Origin of the sequence: Methanobrevibacter sp. DSM 116169 (assembly GCF_046197865.1) — an archaeon.
Taxonomy (GTDB): Archaea; Methanobacteriota; Methanobacteria; order Methanobacteriales; family Methanobacteriaceae; genus JAHKLT01.
Map to the genome: position 1 here is coordinate 1,076,258 of NZ_CP166990.1, position 20,754 is coordinate 1,097,011.

Sequence of the window (20,754 nt, forward strand, 5' to 3'; positions counted from 1 at the left end):
TTGATAAATAAGAACCATCCACGTTATGAATCATTATTACTTAGGGAAAAAATTAAAAATGCATATAAAGAAGGTTATTTAGCTGAAACTGCTATGATTGCTCATGGTAGAGGAGAAGCATTTGATTATTTATTAGGAGAACAAACTAGCTATCCTGCAAAACGTGCAATTTATGCTGCAGTATCATTATTATTACTTTCAAAAAATCCTGTAATTTCTGTTAATGGAAATACAGTTGCACTTGCAATAGATGATATTATTGATCTTGCAAATACATTAAATGCAAAAATTGAAATTAATTTATTCTATAGAAGCGATGAGAGAGTAGATAAAATAGCTGAATTATTTAAATCAAAAGGATTTACAGAAATTTTAGGAACAAATGATGACGATATAAAGTATATTAATTCCATTGAAAATCCACGTGCTAGTGCAAGTTCAAGTGGAATTTATAGTGCTGATGTTGTTTTAATACCTTTAGAAGATGGAGATAGAGCAGAATTATTATCAAAAACAGATAAAAAAACAATAACAATAGATTTAAATCCGTTATCTAGAACTTCTATGAAGTCTAATATTTCAATTGTTGATAATATTATAAGAGCTATACCTTTTATGAATAAAATAGCTAAAGATTTAAAAGTTCAAAATATTAGTGTTTTAAAAGATATTTTAATTGATTATTCAAATGAAGATAATTTAAAAGATTCTATAGGTTCATTTAAAATTAAAGAGGAAAAATAATGAATATAATTGGTGTTTCAGGTTTACCAGGATCAGGAAAAAGTTTAGTCTCAGATTTAGCTATTGAAAAAGGTGGAACAATAGTTAGTATGGGAGATATAATACGAGAAGAAGCTATAAAACGAGATGAAGATTCTCAAACAACTGCAGTTAAATTAAGAGAAGAATTTGGTCAATACATTGTAGCTGAGATGACAATAGAGAAAATAAAAACTATTAATGATACTAAATTAATTGTTGTTGAAGGAATTAGAAGTCCTTATGAGGTAAAGCTATTTAAAGATAATTTCCCTACTTTCAAACTAATATCTATTTTTGCAAATCGTGTAACAAGATTTGAAAGATTACAAAATAGAAAAAGAGCTGATGATTCATCAGAATATGAAGAATTTTTAAAAAGAGATGAAAGAGAATTAAATTTTGGAATCGGTCAAGTCATAGCTGAATCTGATAAAATTTTTATTAATGAAGATAATTTAGATTCTTTTAAAAAAGAACTTAATAATTACTTAGATACAATTATTTTAAAATAAGTTCTGCTTTTTTAACTATATATAATCCATTATCAAAGTTCCATTTTTTATCAGCTTCAATAATTTCTATTTTCCTTTTAAATATAGGTCCATCTAAAACTAAAGTTTCAGCTTCTCCACCTTCAAAAGCAAGATTAACATGATATTTTTTATTAATTTTTTTAAGTTCATCTATAGCTTTTAAGTCAATTGTACGTCCAAGCCAAGATTCATCTAATCCTTCTGCAAAAACACCACAAATAATAAATTTAAAACCTTCTTTTATAATGTAATTCATATATTCGACTTCATCAACATGCCAAAAAGGAGAAATAACTTTTAAACCAATCTTTGCACCTAATTTCTCTATTCTAGATTTTTGATAAGTAGAATACAATGCACCAGTATATATTGCTTCAACACCATAGTTTTTGAGTTTCAAAAAAGCATCTTCTAAATCATTAAGTTCTTCTTCTTTAATTCCATCTGTTTCAACTGTCATTAGTGGAATTTCAACAGCTTTTGAAATTAAATCAGTCATATGAATATTTGGAACATGAAACATATATGATTCGTCGTTACGAGATTTAATAGATAAAAGATAAAGAACATCTTCTTTATTATTAATAGCATTATATAATGCCATAACACTATCTTTTCCACCAGAAAATAAGACAGCGACTTTCATTTTATCTATTAAACTTTTTATGTAAAAATCTATTAAGTTTTCTATATGTAACTACAATAGTATCAAAATAAATTCCTAAAACAGATATTAAAATACTAAATATTCCCACACCTATAACAAATTCATTATAAGATAACATTGAACTTTTAGTTTTTTCAATAGAATCTTCAACAGGACCTGAAGAATCCACTGGTACAATATTTTGATCTAAAAGGTAGTCTTTAACATTTTGAACTTCTGAAGATTGGACTTCAAGAACTATATGAACCTGACCATAAGTAATAGTTTCACCATAAGAATATTTAAACCAATCAGAAAAAGATTTTAATGCTTTATTAGGGTCTGATCCATTTTCAATTTCAATATGAACATTTCCTGATTTAGTAACTTCCCATGAAGTATAATTTGGATTTACATTTCCTAAACGAGAATCTATCGACTCCATCTCCGAATCTGTCAATCGCCATAAATTAAATGTGATTCCTGTAACTTTAAAAGAATTAACACCTTTAGTTTGTGTTAAATTTTTTTCTAGATTTTCTAATTTAATTGAAGAAACATCTAAATATAAAGTTTCCTCATTATTAAAATTAATAGCTTCCATTGTACTTACAAAAGAAGGTAATTCTTCATAAACTGGATATAAAAAGAACATTCCTCCTAATGATCCAATAATGAAACTAGAAATAATAACTAAAATTATTTCTTTTCTTTCAACAAGTTTAATAAGCATTCCCATCGAAAAGACGACTATCATCAATATTATAAACAAAACAATAAATAAAATACTACCTAAAAAATGCATTAATTTCCCTCATAAAAATTATAATAATTATAGTTTAACTATCTTGTATATTAAAATTTATGATAAGATAATTTATTTATTCAAAGTTTTGAAATTTCCATTTTATTAGAATTTTCATTCCATGAAATAAAAATAGTATTTTTTCCTTTATTTAATATAATATCACTTGAAATTCCATTAAAATTAACATCTATTTCGAATTTTTTACTTTTATTATTAGATAATAAAATATCTGCTTTTAATTTATCATCATTAATATTAACAATAATATTTTCCTTAAGGTTTAATATTATAGTTTTTTTAGATCCAGAACCTTGAGAATATACTTGATTTATAGAATCAGCTATTTTAAATAATTCATGTTTTGTAGATAATGATTTATCTAAATCCATATTATTTTGTATCGTTAAATCTGTAAGTGGTAGAGTAAATGTAATTAAAAATAATAATATTAAAGAAAATAACATTAAAAACTCAATTGCAAGTTGACCTTTATTATCATTCATATTATCACATTTAAAACCATTTTTATAGATTTTGTTATAATTAAAGTTAAATCACCAAAAATAATTGCAATTGTAAAACCAGCTAAAATAGATGGAGCAAAAGGAAAAGATTGTTTAATTGAAAAATTATTATTGATTAATTTTTTATCATGCAAAATCTTTAAAATAACTAAATCTGAAGAGTCTATTCCAGCTATTGAGTTTGATTTTAAATAATATTTAAATTTATCATTGTTATTATCAGTATATGAACTTAAATTTCCAGAATTTTCATTAATAATCTCATTAATTCTAGAATCATTAAAATAATAATTATTTAATACCATACCTTCTGATAAATCTTTAATATTAATTGTTTTATTAAAGCTTTCTTTTATTAAAAAATGTAAATATTTAAAATTTAAAAAAATAGCTATGTTATTTTTACTTATATAAAAATTTGAATCTTCATTTAAATTATAAATTAATATTATAATCAATATTGGAAAAGAACATAAAATGCTATTTAACATAACAATTATGAAAAATGGGAAAATTCCAATTTCTGGTGAAAAACCTGTTAAAAAAGATAAATTAATAGGAAATGGAATAGCTGATGAGATTGCAGTAAATAATTTTACATCACCCCCTCCCCAAATTTTGAATTTCCATGCAATATAAGATACACAAAAGGTGATAAATGTAAAAATTATAGAAGAAGCTATGAATATAACATCATTGAAAAAAATTGAAAAAATTAAGTTTATAAATAATCCACAAAATAAGAATGAAAAATTTAATTTATTAGGAATAATTCCTTTTTTAAAATCATTATATGAAGCTATTAAAATAAATAGAAATGATATAATTGTTGGAAAAATAAAAACACTATTATAATACATAATTAACTATTAAAATTAATTATATATTAAATAGGTAGAAATTAAAGCTATTAAATTGATTTAAGAAAATAAAATTTAAATGAAATTATTAAATTATTTATTTTTAGAATTATCAAATGCAGCTTTAACAAAAGAGACAAATAAAGGATGAGCCCTATTAGGTCTTGATTTAAATTCAGGATGGAATTGACAACCTACAAACCAAGGATGATCTTTAATTTCAACAATTTCAACTAAAAAATCATCAGGAGAAGTTCCTGCAACAGTAAGGCCTTTACTTTCTAAATCTTTCCTAAATTCATTATTAAATTCAAATCTATGTCTGTGTCGCTCAGAAATGTTTTCCTCACCATAAGCTTCAAATGACTTTGTATCTTTATTAAGTTTACAATCATAAGAACCTAAACGCATTGTACCGCCCATATTATTGATTTTCTTTTGTTCTTCCATTAAATCAATAACTGGATATTTATTATCCTCATCAATTTCAGCACTATTTGCATTAGGATAACCATTTCTTCTTGCAAATTGAATAACCATAGAATGCATACCTAAGCAAATTCCAAAAATAGGAATTTTATTTTCAATAGCATAATCAATAGCATCTAATTTACCTTCAACTCCCCTTTCTCCAAAGCCTCCAGGAATTAAAATACCATCTAAATCTTTTAAAAGGTTTGTATCTAAATTATCAACATCAGAACTAATAAATTCTATATTTACATTAACAGGAATATCTGCTCCTGCATGAATTAATGCTTCCCTAATACTAGTATATGCATCTTCAAGTTCTACATATTTACCAACAATAGCTATATTAACATTAGGTTTATCAATTTTTATTAAATCTACAATTTCTCTCCAAGAATCTAATTTAGAGCTATTTGCATCAACATCTAAACTTAATCTATCAGCAATTAAATTACCTACATTATTTTCATCTAAAACAAGTGGAACTTCATAAATAGAACCAGCATCAGGAGTATTAACAACAGCTTTAGAATCTACATCACAAAAATGAGCTATTTTTTGCTTTAAATCTTTATCAATTGGTTCTTGAGATCTACAAACAATAATATCTGGATTTATACCTGTACTTCTAAGTTCTTTAGTAGAATGTTGAGTAGGTTTAGTTTTAAACTCACCTGCCGCATTTAAATAAGGAATGAAAGTAACATGAACAAACATTACATTAGATAAACCTTCTTCATTTCTAAGTTGCCTTAAAGCTTCTAAGAAAGGTTGACTTTCAATATCACCAACAGTACCACCAAGTTCAATTAAGACAATATCATAATCTCCACTTTCAGAAATATCCCTAATTCTATGTTTAATTTCATCAGTGATATGAGGAATAACTTGGACACAAGCACCTAAGAATTCACCTTTTCTTTCTTTATCAATAACAGATTCATAAACTTTTCCAGTAGTAATATTAGAATTACCTGGAAGTTCAACATCTAAAAATCTTTCATAATGGCCTAAATCTAAATCAGTTTCCATTCCATCAAAAGTAACAAAAACTTCCCCATGCTGATAAGGATTTAAAGTTCCAGAATCCCAATTTAAGTAAGGATCTATCTTAATAGCTGCAACTTTTAATCCATAAGATCTTAAAATTCTTCCTAAAGAAGCTGAAGTTATGCCTTTTCCTACAGAACTAACAACTCCCCCAGTTATTATAATATATTTAGTCAGTAAAACCCACTCCTTATTTATCATTAATTAAGAAATTTATTAAATTATGACCAATCATGTGGCCAAGAGAACCATTTTTAACATTCTCTTCATCATATTTTTCAACATTATCAATATTATCTTCTAAAGATGAATAAATAGCTATTGGTACTTCATCATTTGTATGAGTTCTTAAATCAATAGGTGTTGGATGATCAGGTAAGATTGCAATTTTATAATCTCCATATTCTCCAATTTTATCTAAAATAGTACCTAATACATATTTATCAATATTTTCTATAGCTTTTATTTTCTCTTCAATATTACCTTCATGACCAGCTTCATCTGGAGCTTCTACATGAACAATTATTATATCTAAATCTTTAAAATTATCTAAAGTATATTTTCCTTTAGCTTTATAATCAGTATCAAAATAACCAGTAGCACCTGGAACATTAATAACTTTTATACCAGAATAAACCCCTATACCTTTTAAAAGATCAACACCAGTAATAATTCCTGCTTTTTTAGAATATATTTTTTCAAAATTATCCATTGAAGGTTTTAAACCTTGACCCCAAAGCCAAATCATATTTGCAGGTTTTTTTCCTTGTTCAATTCTTTTTAAATTAACAGGATGATTTTCTAGAACTTTTTTTGATTCTAAGATGATATTTTTAATATCTTTACCTTCCTCACTTGACCATTCCATATGTTCATTGATATTTTCACCTATAATATCATGAGGTGGCATTGTTTTAAAAGCAGAAGTTTCACTAGGATTATTTGAATTATATACCATAATATGTCTATAGCTAACTCCAGGATAAAATTTATTTTTATTAAAATGTTTATTTAAATCTTCCATTAATGTACTAGCTTCACTAGATGAAATATGGCCTGCAGTAAAATCTTCAATTTTACCATCTTTTTCATAAATTAAATTACAGCGAAAAATTACTTGATTATCATTAGTTTCAATACCCATACTGCCAGCTTCTAAAGGGCCTCTACCAGTATAGTATTTACTAGGATCATAACCAAAAATACTCATATTAGCTACATCAGAACCAGGAGTATAACCTTCAGGGACATTTTGAATAAGTCCTGAACGACCATTTTTAGTTAATTTATCAATATTAGGTTTATTACAGACTTCTAAAGGAGTTTTACCATCTAACTCATTTAGTGGTAAATCACTCATTCCATCCCCTATTAAAATCAAATATTTCATATTTATCACAGAGGATTATTATTTCATTTTTATTACATTAATTAAATCAGTCAAAATTGCAGAAGCAGTCTCAAGAGATCCAGCACCTTTACCTACAACAGTAACATCTCCTGCAAGATCAGTTTTAACAGTAGCCATATTTAAAGTTCCATTTAAATCATATTGACTTCCTTGTTTTACAAGTCTAGGAGAAACTTTTAACTCTTCTTTTGAAACTTCACCAATTAATTTAATTAAATATCCATCCTTTTTTGCAAGACTAATAGCTTCAGAAGTAATTTGTGAAATACCAGTTACATCAACATCTGAATAGACTGCATCAACCCCTAAAATAGAATTAGCTAAAATTACAGTTTTACAAGCTGCATCTATACCTTCAACATCTTGAGTTGGGTCAGTTTCAGCTATTCCTAATTCTTGAGATTCATTTAAAGTATTAATATAAGATGATCCTTCAGTAGTCATTCTAGATAAAATATAATTTGTAGTACCATTTAAAATACCTATAATTGATTCAACTTCACAACTGTTTAGTGTTTCTTGTACAAAGTTGATTATTGGCATAGCTCCTCCAACAGTTGATTCATATTTAAATTGTACATTATTTTCACGAGCAGTAGCTATTAATTCTTTAAATTTAATAGCTAAATGACCTTTATTTGAAGTTATAACATCTTTACCATCTTCAAATGCTTTTAATGTAAGAGATAATGCAGGTTCACCAGTTTCTATATTGGTAGGTGTAACATCAATTAAAATATCATAATCAACTTCATTTAATATTTCCATACCATTTAAATTACCACCAAAGTTAGGATAAGATTCTAATTTCCCAGTTTCTTCTTTAGTTTTTAATAATAATTCTTCATCTAAACCATCAGATGAAATAGCTGATGATGATGAATCAGCTGCAGCTACAATTTTTAAATTAGCATTATATTTTTCTTTTATATTATCTTTTTTTAAAGAAATAGCTTTAGCTACCCCTTTTCCTACTGCCCCAAATCCTATAATGCAGATTTTATATTCTTTCATAAAAATCCCTATACCTCATTAATCATGAGCAAATCTTTCTCAGATGCTATCTGCTTAACTCTATCAAATATTAAACCTTTTTTACCAAAATCAGCTTCAATATTTATAAGAGCTGAAGATTTATCTTCCCCATCTAATTTAATATCAAAACCACTTACAAGAGCACCATCTAATTCATTAATTTTATCCATGGTATCTCTAATATCATTATCAACAATATGTCCAATTAAAATCGTGCTAATTTTCTCTTTTTGAACATTACCATCCATTTCTAATATTGAAATACTTTGCTGTTTGAATTTTTCAATAACTTTATTTAAATTTTCTCTTTCGCCTTCTAAAGTTATTTGAACTGGAATCATTCCTCTTTTGTTTTTCATGTCTCTTTGATGAATAACAGTGACAAGATTAGTTCCAAGACCACTTATAGGGTCAAGTACTGAAACTAATTGACCTGGAACATCTTTAAGTTCTAATACTAAATCCATTCTCATAATAATTCCCCAATAAATTATTTAATTAATCCAGTCTGCTTTTTTAACAATAAGATTTCCATCTTTATCTAATTTAGCATTTCTTTTAATTTTTTCTGGATTTTTTGCGTGAGCTTCGTCTTTACGTGCGAGATTTATATTGTCAATGATATACCAAGTTTCTTCTAATTCTGGAACAGATTCTAAAGTCTTAGAAAATGATTCTAATATTTTTTCTGCATCTTTTTCAATTTTCATTAGTAAATCTCCTTATTTAATAATAATTAAGTAATATAAAAAAAGTATTTTAAAATTTAAATATTATATCAAATACTCATTAATACTAATATTTTTGTAAAAAAAGTATTTAAAACTTACTATGATTATAATTTCATAGCATTTTATATTAAAAATATTTAAAAAAAGTAAAATAAAAAAAATTAATTAATCAATATCAATAGAGTCTTTAAGTAAAACAACATCTTTGATTTTGCTAATTTTATCATAATTAATTTTTTCTTTTTCTCTTGAGAAGATTCCTTTATCAAGTTTAACAATAACTTTTGTAATTAAAGCTTCTTCTTCATCAAATTCAACACCATCAATTTTACCAATAGATTTTCCTTCATCATCTATTACTTCCATTCCAATAAAATCGTCCATATTCAATATAATCACCAATTAATCAATAAAATTTAATAAACCATACAAGATTAAAAATATTCCAACTACCCAAGCTAAAATTACTGGGAAAATAATTACAATTAATCCTGCTAAAATAGCCAATATAGAAATTACTTTTGTCTTATCCATTTTATCACCTATCTTAATGAATTTAATTATGTTTTTAATAATATTTAACAATATTGATTTAAGATCAATTATGGATTAAAAATTAAATTTTACAATATTAATTCAAGTACCTAGTATCAAATAAATAACTAATATTTTAAATATAACAAGCAATATAAATATTAGCAAGGTGGTAAAAAATGACTATTACAACAACTGTTTATGAAGGTAATCAAACATCCATTCCTTCTGAAATAAGAAAAAAATACAATGTTAAACCTAAAGATATTGTGGAATGGATAATTGACGATAATGGAGAACTTCAAGTGAAATTTAGAAAAAAAATTGAATTAAAAGATGTATTAGGAATGATTAAAGAAGAAATTCCATATAATTCTGTTGAATTAAAGAAAATGGCTCCAAACACATCAAAAATACCTCGATTAAAATGATTTTTATAGATGCTAGTTTTATTATAGCTATGATATCTGAAAAAGACCAATGGCACAGTGAAACAATTAAAATACTTGATGAAATATCAGAGGAAGATTTAATAACTTCTGACTTAATAATTACCGAAACTATGGCAATAATAGGTAAACTAAAAGGAGGGAAAACATCAAAAACATTATATAGTTTCATTAAAGACAATTACACAATATACGAAACAAACTTAAAAGATTTAGATAGAGGCATGAATACTTTAATTAAATATGATGGTACTTTATCTTTAGTAGATTCTATTTCAATAAATATTATAAATGAATTAAAAATTAATCAAATTGCATCATTTGATAGTGATTTTGATAAAGTAGAGACTATTCATAGATTACATTAGAAAATAGTCATTAATATCATCTAAACACTTTTTTCTTAAAATTTTATCAATTCCTGAACCATATTGAGCTGCTTTTTTAGGTCTATTAGCAAACTCTTTAGGAATATTTAATTTAATAGCTAATTTTCTTAAAATATTTTTTCTAAGTTTATCATCTTCAGATGAAATCTTTAAATTAACAGGAATGTTTAGTGAATATTTAACAAAATTTTTATCTAGATAAGGAGATCTAAGTTCAATTGATGATTTCATACAAGCTGCATCATCTCTTTCAAGATTTACATTATACATATTAGATATATCATATCTTAGCTCATAATCAAGTTCTTTTAATCCTTTTTTATATGTTTTTAAATATCTATTATAACCTGCAAAAAGTTCATCCGCACCTTGACCTGTTAATCCAACACGTAAACCATCATCTCTAATTAAATTTGATGCAAGATAAACTGTCATAGCTACTCCAATTTTCATTAGATTATTTTCACCGAGAAAATCAAGAACAGTATTTAAATTATCTTTAACAATTTTTTCATTAATATTTTGGATTTTTAAATCAAAACCTAATATTTTAGCTATTTTTTTTGAATAAACAATATCTTGAGAATTTTCATCTCCTACTACATATAGCTTAACAGTTAAATCTCTTTCTTTTTGAATTTCTTTTAATATATATGCAATGATTGTACTATCTACTCCACCAGAAAAGATTAATCCGATTTCATCAATATTTTTAATTCTTTTTAATATAGAACTTGTAAGTAAGCTTTCTAAATCATTTAAATAATCATGGCCTATATCAATTTTTTCATCCCAAATATCATTTTCAAAATAAAATTCTTTCCAATTATATAATACACAACCAGGTTTTAATGATTTAATATCTTTATAATCAAGATTTTTTAAAGCAATCTTCTCAGATGCAAAAGCTTTGTTTTCTCCAGATATAGAATAAAATAATGGTCTCATTCCTAATGGATCTCTTAAAACAGCTAAATTTTCCCCATCATAAACTGCAAAAGCATAATCTCCATCTAAAAATTCAAAAATATATTCCATAGCAGTTAATAAGCTACTATGTTTATAATAGAAAAAATAAATTAATTTAATTAAAATATAATCATCAGAAGTATCATTTGGAAGGTTTAAAAAATCAGAAATCTCATTAGTATTATAAATTTCACCATTATATACTAATGTAAGGTTTTTATATGATATTGGTTGAAATCCTTTTTTAAAATCATCTTGGTTATAAATTGATAATAAATTATGGCCTTTAGCTAATGTATAATTATTATTTAAATCTAAATTATCTAAATCAATATCATTTTTAATTCCTTCTTCTTTTAAATAAATACCTGTTGAATCTGGTCCTCTATGTTTAATAGATTTTAATAAATCCAGTAAATCATTACCTTTAAAATTACCTTCCAAACCTGCAATTCCACACATAAAAACACCTTTAATGACTTTCTAAAAAATCATTTTGAATTTTAACAACTTCTGAACTTGTTTTAGCCTCAGAATAACTTTCTAAAAGTTCATAATTTAATTCTATAAAGGTATGACCCCATTTAAATCCATCTAACATATCACGAGCTTCATCTTTAAAATTAGTAATATAAAGTGTTGCAGCTATTGCTTCAACTGTTGATAAAGTACAAACTTTACCATAATTAACAGGATTAGTAGCTATTAAAAAAGGTAGAGATCTATGATATTTAGAAAGAGAAAAAAATTTTTTAGATTCTGAAACTTCATTCCAAGAACAATCTAGTCCAACAATTCCTTTAAATTCTACAGCATTTCTATCTTCTAAAGAAACTGCCTTTTCAGAATAAGGATTTAAAACAATTGCTCCTTTTGGAATTTTATTTAAGTTATAAAATAAGTAAGCTTTATTAAGTTTTTCTAATTTAAAAGAAGTACATTTTTTTTTATCACATTCATTTGCATGAAAAATAGCTATTTTCAAAAAAAATCACCAAAAAAAGAAAAAAGAGAAATTATTGGGAAATAGCATTTCCATTTGCATCAATTTCTCCAGCTTTATATTGTCTAATATATTCTGCAAGCTGAGTATAATCAGATTCTGAAATACCTAAAAGTTCATAAACTTCAGGCGCATCATCATTATGTTTAAATTCAGCATTTTCAAGTAATGGTTGAGCATAATCTGTAAATAACTCACAATATAAAGATCCATCAGATTCCACTTTAGGTGCAATTCCATCAGTTTTAGTTTCAATAATGTAAACTAAGTAGCTTTGGTTGTTAATATTTGATTCACAAATGTAAATATCGAATGTTACATTAGTAGTATTATTAGATCCTTCTCCTTGATTAGGTACACCTTGTGAGAAATAAATATTCCATTCATTTCCACCGTATTCTCTGACTTCTGCTTTTCCCATACCTTGTAAAGAAAGATAATCAATTAAAAAGGTTGCGTTTTTACAAGTAGACATATTATATTCAATATTATTCTCACTGTCTTTGTAACTATCTAACCATTTATTAATGCTATCTTCAGATTCATTCATTTCAACTCTTTTAGCATTACCTACAATTTTACCAGACATAAAATTATTGTCAAAATCTGTTGTTGGTTTAGGATTTACAATTCCTAAATCCTCAGTAAAATAGTCAAAAGCAAGTATTCCACCAGCTATAACCACAACAGCTATAACAATAATAGCTATAATATTTTTTATTTTCATTAATTCACCTATATTAGTTATATATTTAAAATTATGTTTAATATTATTATTAAATGTTTTTAAAAATTAACATTGAAATTGATAGAATAAAAAAAATAAATTTCATCTAAAAGAAATAAATAAAAAAAGTATATAAAAAAAGTAGTTATTATTCTTTACCAACAATAATTTCAGTAGATTTAATAATAGCTGCAACATCATCTCCTTTTTTAAGACCGAGTTTTTCAGCAGATTCTTTAGTAATCAAAGCAGTAATTAATCCAGGTTCATCAACTTGAATTTTAATACTAGCCATAACAGCTCCAAGTTCTACATTTTCTATTTTTCCATTTAATTGATTTCTTGCACTAATTTTCATAATATTACCTTTAATAATTATATTGTATTTATAAATTAATAAATATTTCCAATTAATATATATTTAAAAATCCCTATAAATACAATAATAATTTTATTATTAATTTTCACTTTAAAATCAATTATTTAACTTAATATCTTTTTAATAAGTTAAACAAATATTAGAAGCTTGTTATATTAATATATTCAATTAATTTTGAATTAAATTGATAAACAATGAAGTATGAATATTTTTTAAGAATTAATTTGTGAGAGTAAAAAATATGTATAAAATATTTAATAAAAATACTTTTAAAGAACTTGAAAAATATTATTGGAATGCAAATGATAATCAAAAATTAGCTATAGAAATATATACCTATCCGAAGGCTTCAAAAATTATTAATAATTTTTTAAGACACAATTATCCGATTAAACCACTTATTGTAAATAATAAAATGATTGACAAAGAAAAATTTAAAACTGTGATATATATTTTAAATGAAATTACTAAAATTAATCGATTAAATGAAAATACTATTTTATTTAGAGGTTTAAACCATGGAAAATTTATTGAAGAATGGATTAAAAACAATACAATAATTGAAAATGGATTTTGTTCAACAAGTTTTGATAAAGAAGTTGCATTGAATTATATTGATAACGATTTAGATAATAATTGGTTAGTTGAAATCTATGCTTCTAAAAATACAATAGGATGTTTTACAGAACAATATTCTATTTATGATAAAGAATTAGAATTTTTACTTCCAAAAAATATTATTTTTGAAATTTTTAAAATTAAAAATAATATAATAAAAGTTTTTATAAAAAATATTTATAATAATAAAAACAAAATTATTAGTAATTAAAATTGATTTTTATGAAAAGTTTAACAGAACAATTTACTGAAAAAGAACTAGAAGAACTAGAAGAATATTTTGATAAAAAAAGAAAACATCTTAAATCTAATCCTGAAGCTGCAAGAGAATATCTTAGAGAAAAAGCAAGATTAGAAGCAGAAAGTTTAGATGGAAAATAAATACTATTTTTAATATATTTAAAATAAGAAATTAATGATTTAAATTAAAAAAAATAGAAAAAGAAAATGAAATTATTTTCTTCTTCTTAAAGGAACTACTAATGAAGCTATTAAAACTAATAGTAATACAAATATTGGATTACCTGTTTTTTCCATTGTAGCTTCTACAATTTTATTTTCAAGTATTGAATCTGTATTATCCTCAACATCTGGTTTTGGTTCAGGGTTAGGATTAGGTGTAGGTCCAGGTGTTGGTGTATCTTTGACTTTAACAATAGCTTTTCCAGTTGCATTGGAGCCATAGTAAAGATAATTTCCATCATATAATGCAAATGTTGGATATTCACCAGCTTTAAAATCATCAGGAATGGTCCAATCATAACCGAATTTACCATTAATGACTTCAACAGTGACAATAGATCCATCAGGTAAAGTTAATAATATATTACCATTAATATTTTTACCCAATTCATCAACAACAGTTCCAGTAATAGTTACGCTATCTCCAGGATAACCTTCAACATCAGTAATTGTAGTAACTGTTTTTAATCTTAAAACAGTGACCTTACCAGTAGCATTGGAACTTGTTAAAGTTTTAGTTCCATTAAATAAAGCAAATGTTGGGTAATCTTTAGTTTCATAATTTTTAGGAATTGTCCAATTATAGCTGAATTTGCCATCAGTTACATTAACATTTACAACGGATTTATCAGGTAAAGTTAATAAAATAGTACCATTTACATTTAATCCTCTTTCATCAACAACTGTACCTGTAATAGTAACAGTTTCGCCTACATAATCAGTAACATTGTTAATAGTAGTAAAAGTTTCTAAACTATTTTTAACTAAAATTGCACCAGGTAAAATTTCTAAATTGGTTCCACCAACATAATTTCCAGTTAATGGGAAAAGACCAGGTCCAAAATCAATAACAATATCTTTTGGATATGTACCATTTTTGAAATAGTCAGACCATTCATCAATAATATCATCATCCATCAAAAAGTGAAGTTCTTGACCTACAATAACATTCCAATTATCATCATACAAATTACCAGTCAAAACAAAGTTTTCATCAACTAAAGCTATTTTAGTTTCATTATCTAACATAACAACATAAACTAAACTAGTAATAGTACCATTATTATAGATTTTCTCTTCAATATCAGAAGACATATTATTTTTATTTAAAAATAATAACATATCATTAAAAATACCATATTTAGAATTTAATTTTGTAAAATTACTTAATAATACAGAAGCAGATCCATTGTTATAAAAATTAGTGTTTTTAAAATCAGATTCATAAATTAAAAAGTCAAATCCATTATCATTAAAAATACCATATACATCTGATTCACTGTTTGATGATACATCACCAATAGTAAAATTATGAGCTTTTTCATTATAAATAACAGAACCATTAATTAATGCATCGTTATTTTCAAAAATAGCTCCAATTATAGTAAAATTTTCACCATTATTAAAAGAATTAGAGTTAATGTTGAAAATGACTCCTCCTAAATTATTTGCTAAATTATCTTTAAATGAATTTTCACCAGTTATAGATACATTAAAAGCACGATTATATATTGCTCCACCATTATTATTAGCAAAATTGTTATTAAATGAATTTTCACCAGAAATATTTAAATTTATATAATTACCGTGAATTCCAATAATTCCTCCAGGAATATTATTTAATATTATATAATATCCATTGTCAAATATATTATAAATAACTCCACCATTAGATGCATTATTATAATTAAATGTATTTTGCCCTTTAATTTTTAAAATAGCATAATTAGCTATTACACCACCATTAGATGTAGCACTATTATTATCAAAAATATTATTACCAATTATAGAAAAGTTTCCATATGTGTCATAACTTTCAGGAGGTAAACTTCCACCATTATATATTACAGCACCATTGGTAGCATTATTTTCAGTAAAAGAATTAGTTCCATTTATTAATGAATTTCCATGAAAAGAATAAATAACTCCTCCATTCACAGCAGAATTATTAAAAAACCTATTTGATCCATTGATTGTTGTTGGGCCACTAATAACTCCTCCATTATTTGCAAAATTATCATGAAATATATTAAAACCGTTTATATTAGAAATTCCAGCAATAACTCCGCCAGACATAGCAGAATTATTATAAAAAACATTAGATCCATGAATATTTACAGTCCCAACAATAACTCCACCAGACATAGCAGAATTATTATAAAAAACATTAGATCCATGAATATTTATATTTCCAGATGTAACATAAATGACGCCACCATACTCAGCGTAATTTTTTTCAAAAGAATTATTACCTTCAATTAGTACATTTGAAGAAAGTCCATATATAACTCCACTATTAGTTCCTTGTATCCCTAAACTTATAGCATAATTATTTTTAAAAGAATTAATTCCCCTAATTGAAATATTACTGAAATAATTAGTCATTACTCCGCCACCCAATGCATTATTATCAATAAAAGAATTATTACCTTCAATTACAAAATTATTAGCATAATTATTTAATATTACTCCACCTGTTGGAGCATTATTATTTTCAAAAATGTTCCCATCTTTAATTAAAAAGTTATCTACATAGTTATTAGAAAATACTCCTCCACCATTTGTATCTGTAAAAAATAAAGTATTTTTACTATCTATTAAAACAGAATTATTAAAAAAATATGAAGAAGATACTGTAAAATTATTTATATAATCATTGTAAAAAACAGCTCCTGCAAACATATAATATGTAGAAGCAAAATATGAATTAGAATATACATAATTATTTTCAGCTATTAATTTTTCTATTTGAGTATTATTTCCTTTATTATATATTGCACCACCTAAAGCATGCTTATTTCTAACACTACTTAAACCAATCATAGATGCAGAATTATTACTAATAGTTGAACTATTTATATTTAAATTATTCCCAACATTATAAATTGCCCCACCTAAAACAAGCACATCATAATTAGTATTTATTGAGTTACCAATGTCAACGAGTTTAGCAGTATTATTAGTAATAAATGAATCAACAATATTTAAATTGTTTCCAGTATTATAAATAGCTCCACCAGCAACTACAATATCATTAGAAATACCATTAGTCTCAAATATAGCATTATTATTATCTAATACCGAATCATTAATTGTTAAATTATTTCCAGTATTATAAATAGCTCCGCCTTCAATAGAATTCCCACCAACTAATACAATATTGGTTAATATTACATTATGGCCAGTGATATTAAAAATTCTTACAAGATTTTTACCATTAACAGTATAACCTTTACCATCAATTGTAACATTATCATATTCTATTTTAATTCCTGATTCAAAAACACTTACTTCACCAGTTTGAACTGTAACATTACCATTTAATTCAATGATAATGTTATCTCCAGTGATAGCATTTTGTAAGTCCTGAAATGAACCAGAAATTCCATTTTTTACAGAATTATCATTTAAATCATTTATTTCTATATCTTCACTAGCTGAAACACTAGCTAAAGATAATATTAACATTAAAAAAACTAATGTTAATACACTTAAAGTTTTATTTTTTAAAAACACGTGAAAACCTCCCAATTTTCAAAAATTTTTATAAGCATTTGAAAAAAAAACATCTTAATAAAATACAACCACACAATGTTTTTATCAAATATTAATAATTTTTATAATAATGATAAATAAATCTAACTAAAACATAAAACTTAATTTATAAAAATTCTTAAAAATATATAAACAATTAAAAACAAACTTTTTTTTACTAATAATTTGAACGGTGCATAAAATGCCAGAAAAGAATAAGATTGGAGAAAAAATTAAAAATTTAATGGAAATTCGTAATTTAACTAGTGAAGAAATAGCTTTAAATAGTGGAGTTAATGAAGAATTGGTTGAAAAAATCTTGAATGGTGAAGTAATTCCTTCTCTTACTCCTTTGACAAAAATAGCTAGATCTTTAGGAGTTAGAATTGGAACTTTCATTGATGATACTCCACAAACAGGCCCATTAATTGTAAAAAAAGGTAAAAGTGATGAAGTAGTTTACTTCTCTGGTGATGAAAATAAAACAGATGATAGTAATTTAGAATTCTTTTCACTTGCTTCAGGCAAAACAGACAGAAATATGGAACCTTTTATAATTGATATTAAAGTTGACACTGAATCTGGCCATGAATTAAGTTCACATGAAGGAGAAGAATTTATTTATGTTTTAGAAGGATCAATTGAAATATTATATGGGCAAGATAACTATATTCTAGAAACAGGAGATAGTATTTATTATGATTCAATTGTTCCTCATCATTTACATAGCTATGATGATAAAGGATCTAAGATTTTAGCTGTAATATACACACCTTATTAAATAGATGATATAAATGTTTAAAAAAATTGTTGAACCTTCATTTGGAGATACTGATGGATTAAAACATGTAAATAACAATGTTATTGGAAAGTGGTTTGAACTTGGAAGAAATGATTTATTTAGATTTTTTACACCTGATTTAAATTTAGATTATGAAAATTGGAAGTTAATAATGCTTAGAACTGAATATGACTTTTTAGGACAAATTTATTATGGTGAGAAAGTAGAAATTAGAACTTATGTTTATAAAGTTGGTAATAGCTCATTTACAACATATCATGAAGCTTATCAAAATGATGAACTTAAAGCTAAAGGTAAATCCATAGTAGTTCATTATAATTTTATTAAACAAGAATCAGTTCCAATACCAAATGATATTAAAGAAAAATTAAATGAACACTTAATTGAAGAAGGGATTTAAATGCTATTTAGTGAAAAAACATTAGCTGATTTTTTTGAAAGCCAAGTCGAAAAACTACCAAATCATGAATTTTTAATATATCCTGATAGAAATTTAAGATTTACATATTCAGAATTTAATGAAAGAGCAGATCAATTAGCTAAAGGATTATTAGCTATTGGAATTGAAAAAGGAGATCATGTTGGAATTTGGGCTAAAAATGTTCCAGATTGGTTAACTTTTTTATTTGCAACTGCTAAGATTGGTGCCGTGCTTGTTACTGTTAATACTGCTTATAAAAGCCATGAATTAGAATATGTATTACAACAATCAGATATGAAAGCATTAGCTTTAACTGATAGGTTTAGAGATATTAATTATATTGAAACTATTTATGAACTTGTTCCAGAACTTAAAACATGTCAAAGAGGAAATTTAAAATCAGAAAAATTCCCATATCTTGAACATGTTATACATGTTGGTCAAGATAAACATAGAGGAATGTATAATACTAATGAACTTTTGTTATTAGGTCATAATCAAAGTGATGAAGATTTAAAACATGCAAAAACACTATTTGATAATGATGATGTTATAAATATGCAATATACTAGTGGAACTGAAGGATTTCCAAAAGGAGTTATGCTTACAAGTCGAAATATATTAAATGATGGTTTTTATATTGGAGAAAATATGAATTATACTCCAGAAGATAGAGTATGTCTTCCAGTTCCTTTATTCCATTGTTTTGGTACAGTTTTAGGAATGATGGCTATAATTACTCATGGTTCAACAGTTGTTATGCTTGAAGAATTTGATCCATTACTTGCATTATCTGCAGTTCAAAAAGAAAAATGTACAGCTTTATATGGAGTTCCAACAATGTTTATAGCTGAACTTACACATCCAATGTTTGATATGTTTGATATGTCAACACTTAGAACTGGAATTATGGCAGGTTCAACTTGTCCAGTTGAGACAATGAAAGCTGTAATTGAAAAAATGAATATGGGCGAAGTTACTAGTGTTTATGGCCTTACTGAGGCATCTCCTGGAATAACACAAACAAATGCTGCTGATACATTTGAAAAGAAAGTTAATACAGTTGGAAGACCTTTTCCAAACATTGAAGTTAAAATTATAGATCCTGATACAGGATTAGAAGTTCCTAAAGGTGATAAAGGAGAAATAATGTGTAGAGGTTTCAATGTTATGAAAGGATATTATAAAAATCCTGAAAAGACAAAAGAAACTATTGAAGAAGATGGATGGTTACATACTGGTGATTTAGCTACTGTTGATGAGGATGGTTTTTATTCAATTGTTGGAAGAATCAAAGATATGATTATTCGTGGAGGAGAAAATATTTATCCTCGTGAAGTTGAAGAGTTCCTACATACAATGGATGGTATTCAAGATGTTCAAGTAGCTGGAATTCCAGATGAAAAATATGGAGAAATCGTTGGTGCTTTTGTTATAAAAGAAGAAAACTCAGATTTAACAGAAGAAGATATAAGAGATTATGCTGTTGGTGAAATAGCTAGATATAAAGTTCCAAAATATGTTTTCTTTGTTGATGAATTCCCACTTACAACAAGTGGTAAAATTCAAAAATATAAACTTGCAGATCTTGGTTTAGAACTTCTTAAAAAAAGAGAAAGTAATAATTAATTTT

The 20,754-nt window shown here is 25.4% G+C and carries 25 protein-coding genes; 9 read left to right on the top strand and 16 right to left on the bottom strand.

Annotated features, from left to right (window positions below):
* Together ACA134_RS05160 and ACA134_RS05165 are read left to right on the top strand one after the other, a co-directional pair.
* Positions 1 to 744, top strand: coding sequence for a phosphopantothenate/pantothenate synthetase (locus tag ACA134_RS05160; RefSeq protein ID WP_409199357.1), 744 nt, complete (start codon positions 1 to 3; stop codon positions 742 to 744).
* Positions 744 to 1,277, top strand: a complete 534-nt coding sequence (locus ACA134_RS05165; RefSeq protein ID WP_409199358.1) for an AAA family ATPase — start codon at positions 744 to 746, stop codon at positions 1,275 to 1,277. The genes ACA134_RS05160 and ACA134_RS05165 overlap by 1 nt, the downstream gene beginning before the upstream one ends.
* Here the strand turns inward: ACA134_RS05165 and ACA134_RS05170 are convergent.
* The 11 genes from ACA134_RS05170 to ACA134_RS05220 form a co-directional block, all read right to left on the bottom strand.
* Complete coding sequence (locus ACA134_RS05170; RefSeq protein ID WP_409199359.1) at positions 1,264 to 1,944, bottom strand: TIGR00289 family protein; 681 nt, start codon at positions 1,942 to 1,944, stop codon at positions 1,264 to 1,266. The genes ACA134_RS05165 and ACA134_RS05170 overlap by 14 nt on opposite strands.
* A gap of 1 nt (position 1,945) precedes the next feature.
* Positions 1,946 to 2,749 (bottom strand): hypothetical protein, encoded by an 804-nt coding sequence (locus ACA134_RS05175; protein ID WP_409199360.1) that lies wholly within the window; start codon positions 2,747 to 2,749, stop codon positions 1,946 to 1,948.
* Positions 2,750 to 2,829: 80 nt separating this feature from the next.
* Complete coding sequence (locus ACA134_RS05180) at positions 2,830 to 3,255, bottom strand: hypothetical protein (RefSeq protein ID WP_409199361.1); 426 nt, start codon at positions 3,253 to 3,255, stop codon at positions 2,830 to 2,832.
* On the bottom strand, positions 3,252 to 4,136 hold the full coding sequence (locus tag ACA134_RS05185; protein WP_409199362.1) for a prepilin peptidase: 885 nt from the start codon (positions 4,134 to 4,136) through the stop codon (positions 3,252 to 3,254). The genes ACA134_RS05180 and ACA134_RS05185 overlap by 4 nt, the downstream gene beginning before the upstream one ends.
* Positions 4,137 to 4,229: 93 nt before the next feature.
* Complete coding sequence (pyrG, locus tag ACA134_RS05190; RefSeq protein WP_409199363.1) at positions 4,230 to 5,858, bottom strand: glutamine hydrolyzing CTP synthase; 1,629 nt, start codon at positions 5,856 to 5,858, stop codon at positions 4,230 to 4,232.
* On the bottom strand, positions 5,848 to 7,047 hold the full coding sequence (locus ACA134_RS05195; RefSeq protein WP_409199364.1) for a cofactor-independent phosphoglycerate mutase: 1,200 nt from the start codon (positions 7,045 to 7,047) through the stop codon (positions 5,848 to 5,850). Before ACA134_RS05195 ends, pyrG begins: the two co-directional genes overlap by 11 nt.
* Positions 7,048 to 7,065: 18 nt before the next feature.
* Positions 7,066 to 8,082, bottom strand: coding sequence for a homoserine dehydrogenase (locus ACA134_RS05200; protein WP_409199365.1), 1,017 nt, complete (start codon positions 8,080 to 8,082; stop codon positions 7,066 to 7,068).
* A gap of 8 nt (positions 8,083 to 8,090) precedes the next feature.
* Positions 8,091 to 8,576: an amino acid-binding protein gene (locus ACA134_RS05205; protein WP_409199366.1), complete on the bottom strand. Its 486-nt coding sequence runs from the start codon at positions 8,574 to 8,576 to the stop codon at positions 8,091 to 8,093.
* 21 nt (positions 8,577 to 8,597) lie between these two features.
* Positions 8,598 to 8,813: an Asp-tRNA(Asn) amidotransferase subunit GatC gene (gene gatC / locus ACA134_RS05210; RefSeq protein WP_409199367.1), complete on the bottom strand. Its 216-nt coding sequence runs from the start codon at positions 8,811 to 8,813 to the stop codon at positions 8,598 to 8,600.
* A 186-nt stretch (positions 8,814 to 8,999) separates the two neighbouring features.
* Positions 9,000 to 9,218 carry a PRC-barrel domain-containing protein gene (locus tag ACA134_RS05215; RefSeq protein ID WP_409201071.1) on the bottom strand — a complete coding sequence of 73 codons (219 nt, stop codon included), beginning with the start codon at positions 9,216 to 9,218 and terminating at the stop codon, positions 9,000 to 9,002.
* Positions 9,219 to 9,236: 18 nt separating this feature from the next.
* Positions 9,237 to 9,368, bottom strand: coding sequence for a DUF3096 domain-containing protein (locus ACA134_RS05220; protein ID WP_409199368.1), 132 nt, complete (start codon positions 9,366 to 9,368; stop codon positions 9,237 to 9,239).
* A gap of 179 nt (positions 9,369 to 9,547) precedes the next feature.
* Here ACA134_RS05220 and ACA134_RS05225 point away from each other — a divergent pair, with 179 nt between their 5' ends.
* The gene (locus ACA134_RS05225) at positions 9,548 to 9,799 is read left to right on the top strand and encodes an AbrB/MazE/SpoVT family DNA-binding domain-containing protein (protein WP_409199369.1); all 252 of its coding nucleotides are present in this window, start codon (positions 9,548 to 9,550) and stop codon (positions 9,797 to 9,799) included.
* A complete protein-coding gene (locus ACA134_RS05230; protein WP_409199370.1) occupies positions 9,796 to 10,185 on the top strand; it encodes a type II toxin-antitoxin system VapC family toxin in 390 nt (129 codons plus the stop codon). Before ACA134_RS05225 ends, ACA134_RS05230 begins: the two co-directional genes overlap by 4 nt.
* Here the strand turns inward: ACA134_RS05230 and ACA134_RS05235 are convergent.
* The 4 genes from ACA134_RS05235 to ACA134_RS05250 all read right to left on the bottom strand — a co-directional run bounded on the left by ACA134_RS05235 (position 10,177) and on the right by ACA134_RS05250 (position 13,263).
* Positions 10,177 to 11,637 carry an asparagine synthetase B family protein gene (locus ACA134_RS05235; protein WP_409199371.1) on the bottom strand — a complete coding sequence of 487 codons (1,461 nt, stop codon included), beginning with the start codon at positions 11,635 to 11,637 and terminating at the stop codon, positions 10,177 to 10,179. The two genes, ACA134_RS05230 and ACA134_RS05235, sit on opposite strands and share 9 nt — an antisense overlap.
* Positions 11,638 to 11,647: 10 nt before the next feature.
* The gene (locus tag ACA134_RS05240) at positions 11,648 to 12,160 is read right to left on the bottom strand and encodes a DUF367 family protein (RefSeq protein ID WP_409199372.1); all 513 of its coding nucleotides are present in this window, start codon (positions 12,158 to 12,160) and stop codon (positions 11,648 to 11,650) included.
* Between the two features lie 31 nt (positions 12,161 to 12,191).
* Positions 12,192 to 12,905 (bottom strand): hypothetical protein, encoded by a 714-nt coding sequence (locus ACA134_RS05245; RefSeq protein ID WP_409199373.1) that lies wholly within the window; start codon positions 12,903 to 12,905, stop codon positions 12,192 to 12,194.
* A 148-nt stretch (positions 12,906 to 13,053) separates the two neighbouring features.
* Positions 13,054 to 13,263 carry a molybdopterin-binding protein gene (locus ACA134_RS05250; RefSeq protein ID WP_409199374.1) on the bottom strand — a complete coding sequence of 70 codons (210 nt, stop codon included), beginning with the start codon at positions 13,261 to 13,263 and terminating at the stop codon, positions 13,054 to 13,056.
* Positions 13,264 to 13,525: 262 nt separating this feature from the next.
* Between ACA134_RS05250 and ACA134_RS05255 the strand changes: the two genes are divergently transcribed.
* Positions 13,526 to 14,113 (top strand): ADP-ribosyltransferase, encoded by a 588-nt coding sequence (locus tag ACA134_RS05255; RefSeq protein WP_409199375.1) that lies wholly within the window; start codon positions 13,526 to 13,528, stop codon positions 14,111 to 14,113.
* An 11-nt stretch (positions 14,114 to 14,124) separates the two neighbouring features.
* Positions 14,125 to 14,283 (top strand): hypothetical protein, encoded by a 159-nt coding sequence (locus ACA134_RS05260; RefSeq protein ID WP_409199376.1) that lies wholly within the window; start codon positions 14,125 to 14,127, stop codon positions 14,281 to 14,283.
* A 72-nt stretch (positions 14,284 to 14,355) separates the two neighbouring features.
* Here ACA134_RS05260 and ACA134_RS05265 read toward each other — a convergent pair whose 3' ends face one another.
* Entirely contained in the window at positions 14,356 to 17,880 is a 3,525-nt protein-coding gene (locus tag ACA134_RS05265; RefSeq protein ID WP_409199377.1) for a beta strand repeat-containing protein, read from the bottom strand.
* Between the two features lie 220 nt (positions 17,881 to 18,100).
* Here ACA134_RS05265 and ACA134_RS05270 point away from each other — a divergent pair, with 220 nt between their 5' ends.
* The 3 genes from ACA134_RS05270 to ACA134_RS05280 are packed head-to-tail and all read left to right on the top strand — an operon-like array spanning position 18,101 to position 20,750.
* The gene (locus ACA134_RS05270) at positions 18,101 to 18,679 is read left to right on the top strand and encodes a helix-turn-helix domain-containing protein (protein WP_409199378.1); all 579 of its coding nucleotides are present in this window, start codon (positions 18,101 to 18,103) and stop codon (positions 18,677 to 18,679) included.
* Positions 18,680 to 18,692: 13 nt separating this feature from the next.
* Complete coding sequence (locus ACA134_RS05275; RefSeq protein ID WP_409199379.1) at positions 18,693 to 19,100, top strand: acyl-CoA thioesterase; 408 nt, start codon at positions 18,693 to 18,695, stop codon at positions 19,098 to 19,100.
* Positions 19,101 to 20,750 carry an AMP-binding protein gene (locus tag ACA134_RS05280; protein WP_409199380.1) on the top strand — a complete coding sequence of 550 codons (1,650 nt, stop codon included), beginning with the start codon at positions 19,101 to 19,103 and terminating at the stop codon, positions 20,748 to 20,750.
* Positions 20,751 to 20,754 lie beyond the last annotated feature (4 nt).